The 12,783-nt window shown below is 66.3% G+C and carries 12 protein-coding genes; 6 read left to right on the top strand and 6 right to left on the bottom strand.

The genetic code is table 11. The features are described from left to right. Positions 1-130 precede the first annotated feature (130 nt). Complete coding sequence (locus tag I6F31_RS00060; RefSeq protein ID WP_036006037.1) at positions 131-910, bottom strand: enoyl-CoA hydratase; 780 nt, start codon at positions 908-910, stop codon at positions 131-133. Between the two features lie 109 nt (positions 911-1,019). Further along, positions 1,020-1,676: a hypothetical protein gene (locus tag I6F31_RS00055; protein WP_225146033.1), complete on the bottom strand. Its 657-nt coding sequence runs from the start codon at positions 1,674-1,676 to the stop codon at positions 1,020-1,022. Between the two features lie 290 nt (positions 1,677-1,966). Here I6F31_RS00055 and I6F31_RS00050 point away from each other — a divergent pair, with 290 nt between their 5' ends. Together I6F31_RS00050 and I6F31_RS00045 are read left to right on the top strand one after the other, a co-directional pair. Next, entirely contained in the window at positions 1,967-2,512 is a 546-nt protein-coding gene (locus I6F31_RS00050; RefSeq protein ID WP_036042899.1) for a sigma-70 family RNA polymerase sigma factor, read from the top strand. Positions 2,513-2,514: 2 nt separating this feature from the next. After that, complete coding sequence (locus I6F31_RS00045) at positions 2,515-3,153, top strand: DUF1109 domain-containing protein (protein WP_225146032.1); 639 nt, start codon at positions 2,515-2,517, stop codon at positions 3,151-3,153. A gap of 112 nt (positions 3,154-3,265) precedes the next feature. On the opposite strand, the gene I6F31_RS00040 is transcribed toward I6F31_RS00045, so the two are convergent. Further along, positions 3,266-4,369, bottom strand: a complete 1,104-nt coding sequence (locus I6F31_RS00040; RefSeq protein WP_225146031.1) for a DUF2336 domain-containing protein — start codon at positions 4,367-4,369, stop codon at positions 3,266-3,268. A gap of 63 nt (positions 4,370-4,432) precedes the next feature. Beyond that, positions 4,433-5,590, bottom strand: a complete 1,158-nt coding sequence (locus I6F31_RS00035) for a GGDEF domain-containing protein (RefSeq protein WP_225184504.1) — start codon at positions 5,588-5,590, stop codon at positions 4,433-4,435. 437 nt (positions 5,591-6,027) lie between these two features. Here I6F31_RS00035 and I6F31_RS00030 point away from each other — a divergent pair, with 437 nt between their 5' ends. The 4 genes from I6F31_RS00030 (at position 6,028) to I6F31_RS00015 (ending at position 10,323) form a co-directional block, all read left to right on the top strand. After that, positions 6,028-6,597 (top strand): sigma-70 family RNA polymerase sigma factor, encoded by a 570-nt coding sequence (locus I6F31_RS00030; RefSeq protein ID WP_036006024.1) that lies wholly within the window; start codon positions 6,028-6,030, stop codon positions 6,595-6,597. Beyond that, positions 6,594-7,289 carry a hypothetical protein gene (locus tag I6F31_RS00025; RefSeq protein WP_225146030.1) on the top strand — a complete coding sequence of 232 codons (696 nt, stop codon included), beginning with the start codon at positions 6,594-6,596 and terminating at the stop codon, positions 7,287-7,289. Before I6F31_RS00030 ends, I6F31_RS00025 begins: the two co-directional genes overlap by 4 nt. Before the next feature lie 16 nt (positions 7,290-7,305). Next, a complete protein-coding gene (locus I6F31_RS00020) occupies positions 7,306-9,015 on the top strand; it encodes a S8 family serine peptidase (RefSeq protein WP_036023137.1) in 1,710 nt (569 codons plus the stop codon). 546 nt (positions 9,016-9,561) lie between these two features. Continuing rightward, positions 9,562-10,323 carry a TIGR03809 family protein gene (locus I6F31_RS00015; RefSeq protein ID WP_225146029.1) on the top strand — a complete coding sequence of 254 codons (762 nt, stop codon included), beginning with the start codon at positions 9,562-9,564 and terminating at the stop codon, positions 10,321-10,323. Here the strand turns inward: I6F31_RS00015 and I6F31_RS00010 are convergent. Next, complete coding sequence (locus I6F31_RS00010; protein ID WP_225146028.1) at positions 10,320-11,690, bottom strand: TIGR03808 family TAT-translocated repetitive protein; 1,371 nt, start codon at positions 11,688-11,690, stop codon at positions 10,320-10,322. The genes I6F31_RS00015 and I6F31_RS00010 overlap by 4 nt on opposite strands. A gap of 458 nt (positions 11,691-12,148) precedes the next feature. Next, positions 12,149-12,783, bottom strand: a 635-nt coding sequence (locus I6F31_RS00005) for an IS110 family transposase (RefSeq protein WP_225184503.1), incomplete at its 5' end; no start/stop codon positions are given.

Below are 12,783 nucleotides of genomic sequence, written 5' to 3'. Positions count from 1 at the left end.
AGCCAGCCGAGGTCCCGCAGGCAAACTGCCGCGGGCAAAACTCCCATGTATTCCGTGCTTGTTGCAGGCGCGTCACAGGCTGTGCGCGGGAAAGCGCCAGAGCCTTACACCGGCCTGACCGGCTCGTGCGCTACCGGTTCTTGTTCACAGGCTTGCGCTTCTCGATGAACGCCGCCATGCCCTCCGAGCGGTCCTCGAGCGCGAAGGTCGAATGGAACAGGTTGCGTTCGACGCTCATGCCTTCGGAGAGCGTGGTCTCGAAGGCGCGGTTCACCGCTTCCTTGGCCATCGCGGCCGCAGGGCGCGACATCGCGGCGATCTTCTCGGCGGCCGCCATGACCTCGTCCATCAGCTTGTCGGCGGGTACGATACGGCTGACCAGGCCGGAGCGCTCGGCTTCGGCGGCGTCCATCATCCGGCCGGTGAGGCAGAGGTCCATGGCCTTGGACTTGCCGATCGCGCGCGTCAGCCGCTGGGTGCCGCCGATGCCGGGAATGGTGCCGAGCGTGATCTCGGGCTGGCCGAACTTCGCGGTGTCGGCGGCGATGATGAAATCGCACATCATGGCGAGCTCGCAGCCGCCGCCGAGCGCGTAGCCGGCCACCGCGGCGATGGTTGGCTTGCGACAGCGCGCGATGCGGTCGCCCCCGATCGCGGCGAAATCCTCGGAGAACATGTCGATGAAGCCCTTGGGCTGCATCTCCTTGATGTCGGCGCCGGCGGCAAAGGCCTTCTCGTTGCCGGTCACGACGATGCAGCCGATGGCGTCATCGGCCTCGAGATCGTCGACCGCAGCTGCGATCTCGCGGAAGACGCCGAACGAGAGCGCGTTGAGCATCTTCGGCCGGTTCAGCTTGACGATGCCGACCGCGCCGACGCTCTCGACGATGATGTGTTCGAACGTGCTCATGCTCCACCCACGCTTTCGATTGAGCGGGCAATGTGCCCGCTGGCGCGGATGCCTTCAAGGGGGCCGGACGCGGGACGCGCGCGGGGTCGCGTCCCGGCGGAACCGGCCATCAGGCCATGAACATGCGCGCGGCGGAGGCCAGGGTCAGCAATGTGCCGACGCCGATGAAGATCTTGCCGATCAGGGAGCTCTGGTCCCAGGCCGAGCTCTGCTGGCTGCTGGCCATCACCGGCGCCGGCCGCGGCTGCGCCTCGGTTGCGGCGATCACCGCCTTCTGCGGCGGCGGGGTCTCCTGCAAGGCCCGATCGATGTCGTTGAGTTGATCGGGCGCGACGACCTGGCTTTCGGGGCTCTCGGCGCTGGTATTATCGGCGGCTGCCTGGACGTTGTCGTTGGCGCGGTTCGTCATCGCGGAGGCTGCCGCGGCAGTCGGCGTGTCGGCGGCGAGCTGCGCATTGGCGTTGGCGACCTCCGGAGCCAGCTGGCTCGAGGCCGGGACCTGACTGTCGGCCTTGTCGTTCTTGGCTTCGTCGGGCTTGGCCGCCGTGTCCTTCTTGTCGGCCTTGTCCTCGGATTTCTGCCCCGTCTTCCTGCTGTCGGTGCGGCGCGAGTCTTGGCGCCGGTGCTTGGCCGTATCGGCCCCTTTGTCGGCGCTCTCCGATTTGTTGCCTGCGGCCGAGTTCGGCGCCGCCTGTGCGAGGCCCCCGGATAGCAAGACAAGCCCGGCCAAAACGATCAGGGCCGCGCGCGCGCTGGTTTTCATCATGTCGACGATCTCCCCAATTCCGCCCGTCCCGGCAGCGAACAGAGACCCCGGGGCGTGACGACAGCGGGGCAGAAAATGGGAATCTTCGGGCTACACCGGGCAAAAACGCGGCAGACCCCTCCCGCAGCCGCCCGCCCGATGCAGGACGCACCGATCGGTGTTAAGAGCCGTCGCAGATGTTTGCGGCCGCATCGGTCGCGCGGCCCGGATCTTGATCACGACTTCGTGATATGTTTGGCGCCCGCGTAACAAATTGAAAGAGCGGCCGAATTGCATGGTGAGGGGCGCGCGTGCGCGGACGTGAGGACGAATGGACCGGCCTGATGCGGTCGGCCATGGCTGGCGATGATGCGGCGTATCATCGTCTGTTGAAGGCAGTCACGCCGGTGCTGCGGGCCGCCGCGAGGCGTGGCTTGGCGCGGGCGGGTCAGCCGCCCGACCAGGCCGAGGATATCGTGCAGGAGATTCTTTTGGCGGTACATCTGAAGCGGCATACCTGGGACAGCGAAGCCCCCTTCGCGCCCTGGCTGTTTGCGATCGGCCGCAACAAGCTGATCGATGCGCTCCGGCGGCGCGGCAGGCGCGTGTTCGTCAACATCGACGATTTCGCCGAGACGCTGCCGGGCGAGGCGCCGCAGGACACCGCTTCGGCCGGCGAGGTCGCCGCCCAGCTCGGAACCCTGCCGCAACGTCAGCGCGACGTGCTGCAATCGATCGCGGTCGAGGCCGCCTCGATCAAGGATACGGCGGCAAGGTTGTCGATGAGCGAGGGTGCGGTCCGGGTCGCGCTGCATCGCGGACTTGCGGCGCTGACCGCCAAATTGCGGGACCATTGATCATGGACACCGATCAACTCATTCGCTCGCTCGCCGCCGACAATCCGCACCGCGCGCCCCGCGTCGGCGCGGTGCTGAGCATGGCGCTGCTGGTGGCTGCGCCGCTGTCGATCCTGATCTTTGCGACGTTCTTCGGCGTGCGCGCCGACGTCATGAGCGCCATGCGCAACCCGTTCTTCGACATGAAGTTCGCGGTGACGTTGTCGCTCGCAATCCCCGCCATCATCGTCAGCCTTCATATGTCGCGTCCCGAAGCCCTGCTGCGCGGCTGGGGCTGGCTGCTGCTGCTTCCCGTCGCCCTGCTCGCCGTGGCGATTGGCAGCGAGGCGATGATGGCGCCGGCGATGCCGATGACGATGCGCCTGGTGGGTAAGAACTCCAGGGTCTGCATGGTCGCGATCCCCGCAATGGCGCTGCCGCTGCTTGCGGGGGCGCTGTTCGGCCTGCGCCACGGCGCGCCGTCTCGTCCCGCGCTCGCCGGAGCGCTCGCAGGGCTGGTGTCGGCGGGACTTGCGGCGACCCTCTATGCCTCGCACTGCACCGACGATTCCCCGCTGTTCGTCGCGACCTGGTACACGCTCGCAACCGCGCTGGTGACGGCGATCGGCGCGGCGGTCGGATCGAGGGTCTTGCGGTATTAAAGCATGATCCGGAAAAGTGCGAAGCGGTTTTCCGGAAAGATCATGCGCAACCAACAACCTAAAGCGCGATGACGATCCATCGAAATCTCATCGCGCTTTAGTCGCGCCGGCTTCATGCCGCCGGCGTCGCGTGCAACTGCATGCGGTGGAAGCGCAGCGCCTGTTGCGCGGTGGATGGGCGCAGCGCCTCATAGGTGTCGCGCAGCTTCAGCATGTCGGTCTGCGACCCGCCGGAGAGCTTCTCGCGCAAGGCGATGATGGCGCGCACGCTCGACCATTGCATGCCCGCGGCCTTGGCGAGGATCATCACGCCTTCGGTGCGGCTCTCGATCATCATGGTCTCGGCGGTCTCGACCGCGATCCCTGCGAGTGCGGCCAGCGCCGCGTTCGTCTCGTCGAACTTGCCCTGCTCGGCGAAGGTGGCGACCTGGAGCTCGTTGAGGCGGCCGTCCTCGTGCAGCGACTTCACCAGCGCGCGAGCCATCTCCGTCTGTTTCGTCCTGGCGACGGCGCGAACCCGTTGGGCCGCTTCCTCGACGGCCCTCGACACCTCGTCCGCGAGCTTGGGATGCGCAGCCGCGAGCTTCGTGCGCACGCTCGAGGATGCCTTGGCGACCAGCCTCAGATAGTGATGGCGCGGCAGGTCGGGCCGCAGGCCGATGCAGCCGGCGAGGTCGTCGTCGCGCTCGGCGCGGACGACGAGGTCGGCGAGACACTCCTCCGAGAACCGCGCGCCCGGATTGCCGGCCGTCGACTGCACCACGTCCTCATTGCCCCGCGCCACCAGCACGTCGGTCAGCGCTTCCGACAGCGTCCGCCGCAGCGAGATCGCCTTGAGATGCGCCTGGCTCCTGGTGCGCGCAATCTCGACCAATGTTGCCTCATCCAGCCGCTCCGACTTCGACAGCACGGGGCCGGAGACCTCGATCACCTCGTCGAGCGCGAGCGTGCGGATGATCTGCGGCGGCGCAGCTGCGATCGGCGCGAGCCGCTCGGCGAGCAGCGCCTTGGCCGACGTCTCGATCTGCTCGATCAGGCACTGGAACACGTCGTCGAACACGCGGATATGGTCGTCGGAATAGTCGACCGCGTTGCCCACGAAGAGATCGGTGACGCGGCGGAGCGTCTCCAACCGGCGCGCGACGGTGCCGTGCGAGAGGGCGGCTTGCAATTCCTCGAGCAGGCTTTCGGATGGTCTTGCGGAATTAAATCTCATTGCTCTGTCCTGGAGCGGTCGGCCCGGCAGCGGCTTCCGTCGCACCGGAGGAAAATGGATCGGTCAGCTCGTTGCAATGCAGTTGCGCCCTCGCGCCTTGGCGGAATAGAGCGCGCTGTCGGCGCGCGCGAGAAACGTGTCGGCAGTATCGACGTCGCGCAGCGTCACGACGCCCGCGGAAATGGTCACCCGCATGCTGGGGGAGAACGCGCCCCAGTCGAGATCGGCGACGATGCCGCGCAGGCGCTCGAGCGTGCGGAGCGCGACGTCGCCCGACGTATCCGGCAGCAGCAGCAGGAATTCCTCGCCGCCGTAGCGGCCGAAACTGTCGGCCGGGCGGATGTTGGCGAAAATGGTGATCGCGAAGGTGCGCAGCACCTCATCGCCAATGGGATGGCCGTAAGCGTCGTTGATGCGCTTGAACCAGTCGAGATCGATCAGCGCGATCGCGAAGGGCGTGGATGCCCGCCGCGACTTTTCGATCTCGGTGTCGAGAAGCCGCATGATGCAGCGGCGGTTGTAGGAGCCGGTGAGCTCGTCGAGCTCGGCCAGTTCCTCGATGCGTCGATAGGCGGCCTTCAATTCGATGCTGCGCTTGTACAGGATCTTGCGTAACGTGGCGCCGAACAGGCCGAGGAAGGCGCACTGCCCGATCACCAGCACGAAGCAGAGCATCGAGGCGGTCCGCTGCAGCCGGGTCGCGACCGGCAGTCCGATCGGCAGGTCCGATCCCAGGAAAACCACGGTGAGCCCGCAGGTGGCGAGGCCCCAGGTGAGCATGGCCTGGCTCGACGTCATCCGCAGCGTGCCGAACGCGAAGATCAGAAACAATACGGCAAGGAACGCGACCCCGATGGTGGGCACCGCGAGCAGGAACACCAGTTGCAGCGCCATATGCAGCGAGATCTGATAGACGGTGAGGTAATGATCGTCCAAACGGTCGCCGAAACCTGCCTCCGACAGCACCGTGAAAGTCCCGATGATCAGAAGGCCGCCGAGCCAGAACAGCGTCGGAACGGCCATGGAGACCGCGCCGTCATAGGCGTAGAGCAGCAGGACCGCGCCGCCCAGCGAGTAGCTCGCGACCTGGCCGATATACATCTGGCGACGCTGCCAGACGCGGCGCGCCCTGACCTCGGGCGCCGTCGTCTCGGGCGCAAGGACGAGATCCGCGACCTCTGCGGCATTCCTCTCTGGAAAGGACGTCGCGGCCGTACCCATGGTCCCGCCAATGGTGGATGTCAGCGTAAAAACCTACGTGGCAAGCCTTTAGGTTTGGTATCCTTTGAAATCGAATCCGAACCGTGCAGCAGGGAACAAGGCGATCATCTAGCGTGAGAATTTTACCGATGATCACGCATCGTGTGCGCTGCGGTCGAGCCGAAGCGAGGCTTGGCGCGACAAAGGTGGTGCGGGGCTGCTATGGAACCGGATGAGGCCGGGCTGCCTACGTCCGGGCAGGCATTCCGCAGGGAATATCGCAGTATTATGGTACCGATTCGGATGAGCGACGCTGACCACCACGGGTTGGACAAGAAAAATGCCCGGATGTGGGGTAGCTCACACAAGCCCCCGTATGACTGCGGTAGGTTCAACAATTTTGCCCCCCACATCGAACCGGCCACCGCATCGACCCGACCAACCTTGCGAGACGGCCATTGAGCGCGACACAGGCGGCTTCAGACGAGATCCTGATCGCCAGGATCGCTCAAGGTGACCGGCTCGCCATGCAGGTGCTGTACGGGCGGCACCATGTCAGGGTTTACCGGTTCGGGCTGAGGCTCGTGCGGGACGAGCAGGCGGCGGAAGACCTCATCAGCGAGGTGTTTCTCGACGTCTGGCGTCAAGCGGGCAAATTCGAGGGCCGATCGGCCGTTTCCACCTGGCTGCTGGCAATCACCCGATTCAAGGCCCTGTCTGCGCTCCGGCGCAGGAAGGATTTCGAGCTGGACGAAGACGCCGCCAACGCGATCGAGGATACGTCCGACGATCCGGAAACGGTGGTGCAGAAGAAGGATACCAGTGAGGCGTTGCGGGAGTGTCTGACGGGCCTCTCGCCGGATCATCGGGAAATCGTCGATCTTGTCTACTACCACGAGAAGTCCGTGGAAGAGGTGGCCGAAATCGTCGGGATACCGGAGAACACTGTGAAGACGCGCTTGTTCTATGCGCGCAAGAAACTGGCCGAACTGCTGAAGGCAGCCGGCGTCGAGCGAGGCTGGCCATGATGGCTTTGAGCAAGAAGATGCTGGAGCAAGAGCCCAGTGAAATTGAACTGCTGCTGCCCTGGCACGCTGCCGGCACGCTGAACGCGCGCGATGCGCGCCGTGTCGAGGAAGCGCTGGCGCGCGATCCGGACCTGGCGAAGCAATATGCGGCGATCCGCGGCGAGTACGAAGAGACCATTCATCTGAACGAGAGCCTGGGCGCTCCGTCGGCGCGCGCGATGCAGAAGCTGTTCGCCGCGATCGATGCCGAGCCGGCGAAGGCGAGCGGCTCGCTGCCGCTGTCGGCGCGTATCTCGACCTTCTTCGCGAGCTTGTCGCCGCGCACGCTGGCGTGGTCGGCGAGCCTCGGTGCCGTCGCGCTCGTGCTGCAGGCCGGCATCATCGGCGCCGTGCTGATGAAGAACCAGCCGGCGACCTTCCAAACCGCTTCGCTCTCGACCAGCGCACCGATCACGCGCGAGCTTGGTAGCGCCGCCGCGCCGGCGCGCGCGCTGGTGCGCTTCGCCCCTGAGGCGCGCGTCGCCGACATCACCGCGCTGCTCGACAGCTACCAGGCTTCGATCATCGGCGATGCCAAGGGCGGCATGTTCCGCCTCCAGTTCGACAAGGCGATGGGCCAGGACGAACTCGCTTCGCTGCTCGGCAGGATGCAGCGCGAGAAGTTCGTCAACCTCGCCGTCGCGGCGCCCTAGGCGCGCCGCCGAGCCAATGACGGGCAAATCCGAGAGCAGGGTGCGCACTGGGGCCCGCGCTTCATCCGTCGGCGTTGCGCTTCTGGTCGCCTTCTGTTTCGGCGTGGAGCTTGCGCAGGCGCAGGCGATCATGCGCACGCCGACGATCAGCGTTCCCTCGCGCACGCCGACCGTCTCTCCAAACATCACCCCGCGGGTCAGCCCGAACATCGCTGCGCGCGCGGTGAGCGTTGGCCGCGGCCCGCGGACGATGGCGAGCATTCCCACGACGTCGCGCATCCGGCCGACGACGCCGGTGCTGCCCCATGCGCGTTACTCGCCGAATCTCTATCCGGCCTGCACCGCAGCCTATCGCAGTGCCGACGGCGAATGTCTGGCGCAGCCGAACGCGGGCGGCGAGGGCACCGGAAAATCCGGCAAGAAGAGCGCCGGCAAAGGGCGTGGGAACAACACGCCGGTGGTGCTGACCTCGCGCAGCTTCGCAGGCGAATTCGTCGCCGAGATCGACGGCGCGCTGTCGACGGCCGAGGCCGACGAGCTGGCGCGTCGCCACGGCCTGACCCGCCTCGCTTCCGAGAATTTCCCGCTGATCGGAGCCACGTTCGGCCTGTTCCGCATCGCCGACGGCCGGCCCTATGAGACCGTGCGGCGCGAATTCGCGGCCGACGGCAGCGTGCGCTCGCTGCAGCCGAACTTCCGCTACGTGCTCCAGGACCAGAAATCGTCGGCCGCCACCGAGGGCGATCCTGCGCAATACGCGCTGGCAAAGCTGCGCCTGCCGCAGGCGCATACGTTGGCGCATGGGGCCAACGTCACGATCGCGGTAATCGATTCCGGCATCGACGCCCGGCATCCCGAGCTCGCCAATTCCATCGCCGACAATTTCGACGCGCTCGGCAGTGCCGAAGGGCCGCACGTCCATGGCACCGGCATCGCCGGGGCGATCGCGGCCCATGCCCGTCTGATGGGCAGCGCACCCGAGGCCCGCATCATCGCCATCCGCGCCTTCGGCGGTGCCAATGGCGGTGCAGAGAGCTCGTCCTATATCATCCTGCGTTCCCTGAATTACGCCGCCGAGCACGGCGCGCAGATCGTCAACATGAGCTTTGCCGGTCCGAAGGACGCGGTGATCGAGCGCGCGATCGCGGCGACGGCCGCGCGTGGTCTCATTCTGATCGCCGCCGCCGGCAATGCCGGGGCGAAATCGCCGCCGCTGTATCCGGCGGCCAACCCCAACGTGATTGCGGTCAGTGCGACGGATCGGCAGGACAGGCTGTTCTCCGCCTCCAACCGCGGCAACTACATCGCCGTCGCGGCCCCCGGCGTCGACATCTTCCTGCCGGCACCCGACGGCAAATACCAGGTGACGTCGGGAACCTCGTTCTCGGCCGCCTATGTCTCAGGCGTCGCGGCGCTGCTGCTCGAGCGCAACCACACACTCAAGCCGGAAGCGCTGCGCATGACGCTGGTCAAGACCGCACGCGACCTCGGCTCTCCCGGGCGCGACGACCTCTTCGGCGACGGCCAGGCCGACGCGTTTGCCGCCGTCATGGCTGTTCCTGCCGACAGCGCGACGCCGGTCGCTGCTGCCCCCGGTACAACAAAACGTGAAGATGCTCCGAAGCGTCGCGAGGAGCCCGGCGCACGCGCGATCGAGCAAACCTCGCTGTCGAGCGCGGAGGATAAATCCGCGGTTTCTCAGGCGGATAGGCCGCCGGCGCGATAGTCGCTGCGACAACTTTACGCTCACGCCAAAGGGTAAAAAATCAAACCGCGCATTTGAACGTTCAGCCCGCTGCCCCGACCAACTGATGTGGGAGCGGTCATCCCTCCCCATCAGTCATATCAGGCGCGAGCGCCCATCCACCCCAAGCGCCCATATGGCTCGACCCGTCCGGTTGTCCCCCCGGACGGGTCTCTTCTTTTCAGAGCGTTTTCGAGCGAAGCGGGTGTCGGTTCGCGTGAAGAAAACGCGTCAAGACAAGATTCTGGCGTCCGATTTTTCGAAGCTTCGCATCCGTTCAGCTTGCAGTTGAAGGTCGCCGTGGCCTCGGTCGCCGTCGCGAGCGAGTCCCGCCGCAACTCCGTCATGCTTGTGCGAAGCTTGACTCGAAAACACGGAAAATCACCGCACGACTACGGTGTTTGACGACGAATGCCGCGTCGTTGCTGGACAAGTCAAAACTTTTCCACAAAATATTCATGTCGCGTCTAAATTGATTCGTGTGCGTTGCGTCCCCCGCGTCCGTGTTTTCTCCTGACGGGCTGGTTCATGACACATCGCCAAGAATTTGCTCGCGAAGAGTTCGTTCGCGACGCGGCCGGCAGCCGCCAAATCGCGGCACGCTGGTGCGCTCTCGCCGAGCAGCGCCTGCAACATCTCTCCGAGATGTTTGAGACCGGCCGCTGGCGCCGCTATCATTCCGAGATCGCCTTCCTCGAAAACATCCAGGAAGCCAAGCGCGCCGTCCAGACTTGGCGCGCCCTTGCGACGGGGGCGGACGTCGCCGAGGCGGCTGCGAGCGTGACGCCGGCATTCGGTTGGTCGCCGGCGACGATGCCTCGCATGGCGCCGCGCGAGCAGCAGGCGCAAACGATGCAGCCCAAGGCCGTTCACATCGCTCCCGAGACCGTCATGCCGGTGAGGCTCGATCCGAAGCCCGACGTGCTCGCGGAGATCACCGAAGCCCCGATCGCGCCGCTTGCTATGCCCGTAGCTTGGCCGTCGTTCACCGCGCCTGCCGAGATGCCGCCGCTGAGGGCACCCGCTGCGAAGGCACCGTTCACTGCGCCTGCCGTGAGATCGCCGCTCGCGGAGCCGGCCGCAACACGGCCATTCGCCGCGCCGGAAGTGAGGCCGCCGGTGCCTGCCGCGAAGCCGCCGAAGACCGCGCCCGCAGCGATGGCGGCGCTCCTGCCGCAGTTCGCCCCGCCCGCCGGGGAAATCGTCGCCGCCCCCGAGCGCGTCGTCGAATTCACTTTCAGCCTCGACGGCCTGGAAGCGAAGTACCCGCTGCTGCGGAACGCCTTCTAGCGCCGCACCGCATTGCCGCCGACCACCAGCTGCGCAAAACGTTGTGCGCCGTCGGCGGATAGATCCGACGTCACCGCGCGGGCGTGATCGAGGCCGACCACGGCGCCGCGCGGCGTCTCGGAGATCATGTTGTTGTTGACGAGCGCGGTGCCGGCGCCCGGCAGCACGGAGACGCCGACGCCGGCCAGCGCCTTGCGGATCACGTTGCCCGTGATCGCGACGTCGCGCAGATATCTGCCCCAGCCGGCGACGATGCCGTAGGACGGCGCGTTCTCGATCACGTTGCCGGTCACCGAAGAATCCGCCTCGATGTAGATGCCGACGCCGGCATCATCGTCGGGCGCGGTGCCGATCGGCCGCTTCGGGATCAGGTTGCGGATGATGTTGCCCTGGACCACCGCGATGCGGCCGCCCTCGTTGAAATTGCAGACCGAGACGCCGACGGCCGCGCCGTCCACGATGTTGTTGGCGATCACCGCGGCCTCGAATGCGAACTCGGAATAGAGCGCGACCTCGCGCACGTCGCTGACGCTGTTGCCACTGATGTGGATGTTCGAAGCCGAGTTGCCGCGCACCGCCGAATAGTCGCAATTCCTGATACGGTTGCCGCGCACGATCACGTTGCTGGCGCGAAAGGCGTTGATGGCATTGCCGAACTGGCCCGAGCCGCCGGGGCCGGCCTTGATGTTCTCGATGCGGTTGTCGGCGACCAGCGTGCCGTCATCGCCGATCGCGGTGCGCAGGATCTCGATCCCGTTGTCGTTGGTGCCGAGAATCGTGTTGCGGCAGACGCTGAGGCCCCTGGCGTCGAACGACACGACCGCTGTCACCGCGATGTCGGTGAAGATATTGCCGGAGATGTCGCCCGCGACCTGCTCGAGCCAGATGCCGCTGCCGCCCGAGCTCGTGATAGCGCATTCGCTGATGCGCACGTCGCGCCCGCCGAGGGCGTGGATCAGGCCGCGCCGTGTCGGCAGCGGGATGCCGCCGCCGTCGAAGGTGATGCCGGTGAGGCCGATCGCATCGGAGCCGTCGCTCTGGATCGCCGAGGCGCCGCCGGTGAAGACGAGCTTGGTCGCGCCGCGCACGCCGATCAGCTGCGCGCCGTTCGGCAGCCGCAACAGACCGGTCCGGTACACGCCGGGTGGCAAGGCGAGCGGCAGTTGCGCCCGAGCGGCCTCGTCGATGGCACGCTGCAGCGCGCGGGTCTGGTCCTCGCTGCTGCCGGGCCGCACACCATATTGCGTGGCATCGCGGCCGAGCAGCGACGTCAGCGGCGCGGCGCGCGCGGCATCGGCCGGTATGGCCAGCGCACCGGCAATGCCCGCGGTCGAAGCCCCGATGAGATGACGGCGATTGAGGTTCATGACGCGTCCTCCGGCGGACGCGGGAGGTGTCCGCAGCGGTTTCGTAGCGTAGCAGGGCGAGGACCGTGAGGATTGTTCGCGGTAGGGTTAAATGTTTACGCAAAAGACGGTGCCGTAGGACCTCCTAGCCTTGGTCAAGAGGTTTCGTGCCTTAATGCAACAGGGTAGCGCGGTGCTCACCGCTGTCCAGGACGCTTCGCGCCGGCTACGCCGGTGCCGATGGCATCCTGGACAGCGGCTGCGCGCCGCGCTGTTGGGCTCGGCAGGTCGGGACGAAGGAATGGTCACAAGCGGCCGAACAAAGGAATAAGGCTTACTGGCTGCTGACAGCCTGAGCACTCCTGTGATTGGCGTCGTACAGCGTTCGGTTCTTGAGGGCCGCGCAGAGGGCCGAGAGCAGGCGATCGCCCACGCCTCGCAACGCGCGTGCACGGCCATGGCCGCGCCGCCGCAAGGCATCATAGCGGTGCCGAGCGGCCGGGTCGTGCTGGACCGGCAACGCGTGACCAGTGATGGACAGCGGTCTGCAGCCGCTTGTTGCAGGCAAAGCGCCGGATCACGAAGCGTTGCTTGCCGCTTTGCCGTGTGATCGGGGCAGCCCCTGCCAGAGCACGCAAAGCGTGGTAATCTCGGGCGCGCAGCGGTTGTGCTGCCTCGGTGAGCAGTGTGGCGAGAACAATCCTGCCGATTCCCGGCCAGGAGCGAAGGATTGCCACGTCACGCTGCTCATAGCTCTGCCCCGATGAGTTCTCCTCGCCCTGTGCCGCCAGACTATCGCAAAGGCCGTCCAGGGCAGCGTCGGCTTGCTTGATCTGCTGATTGACCAGGCGCACGCGCGCGACAAGGCTGCGGATATGGACGCACGCTGCCTCCGTGGTACCTGGTGCGACGAACAAGGCCGTCTTGCGCAGGGTCTGCAGCACGGTGGCGGCGTCGACACGGCGGATACGATGCTCCTTGAGGATACGCGCAATCGTCTTCTCCGATGCCTTGGCGGCCGCAGCGGGTGTCGGCACCTTCTGCCACAAGCTCAGGAACCAGTCGTCTGCGACATCATCGGTCAGCTCGGCCGCTTGCGGGTAATAACGCCACA

Origin of the sequence: Bradyrhizobium sp. NBAIM01 (genome assembly GCF_020194115.1) — a bacterium.
Taxonomy (GTDB): Bacteria; Pseudomonadota; Alphaproteobacteria; order Rhizobiales; family Xanthobacteraceae; genus Bradyrhizobium; species Bradyrhizobium yuanmingense.
The sequence above is the reverse complement of the archived record's forward strand: the minus strand, read 5'-3'. Positions and strand labels throughout refer to the sequence as shown.

Coding starts and splice junctions, on each gene's coding strand:
- I6F31_RS00020 (WP_036023137.1), top strand. CDS start 7,306: ATGACGGGCAAATCCGAGAGCAGGGTGCGCACTGGGGCCCGCGCTTCA.
- I6F31_RS00015 (WP_225146029.1), top strand. CDS start 9,562: ATGACACATCGCCAAGAATTTGCTCGCGAAGAGTTCGTTCGCGACGCG.
- I6F31_RS00025 (WP_225146030.1), top strand. CDS start 6,594: ATGATGGCTTTGAGCAAGAAGATGCTGGAGCAAGAGCCCAGTGAAATT.
- I6F31_RS00055 (WP_225146033.1), bottom strand. CDS start 1,676: ATGATGAAAACCAGCGCGCGCGCGGCCCTGATCGTTTTGGCCGGGCTT.
- I6F31_RS00035 (WP_225184504.1), bottom strand. CDS start 5,590: ATGGGTACGGCCGCGACGTCCTTTCCAGAGAGGAATGCCGCAGAGGTC.
- I6F31_RS00060 (WP_036006037.1), bottom strand. CDS start 910: ATGAGCACGTTCGAACACATCATCGTCGAGAGCGTCGGCGCGGTCGGC.
- I6F31_RS00045 (WP_225146032.1), top strand. CDS start 2,515: ATGGACACCGATCAACTCATTCGCTCGCTCGCCGCCGACAATCCGCAC.
- I6F31_RS00010 (WP_225146028.1), bottom strand. CDS start 11,690: ATGAACCTCAATCGCCGTCATCTCATCGGGGCTTCGACCGCGGGCATT.
- I6F31_RS00040 (WP_225146031.1), bottom strand. CDS start 4,369: ATGAGATTTAATTCCGCAAGACCATCCGAAAGCCTGCTCGAGGAATTG.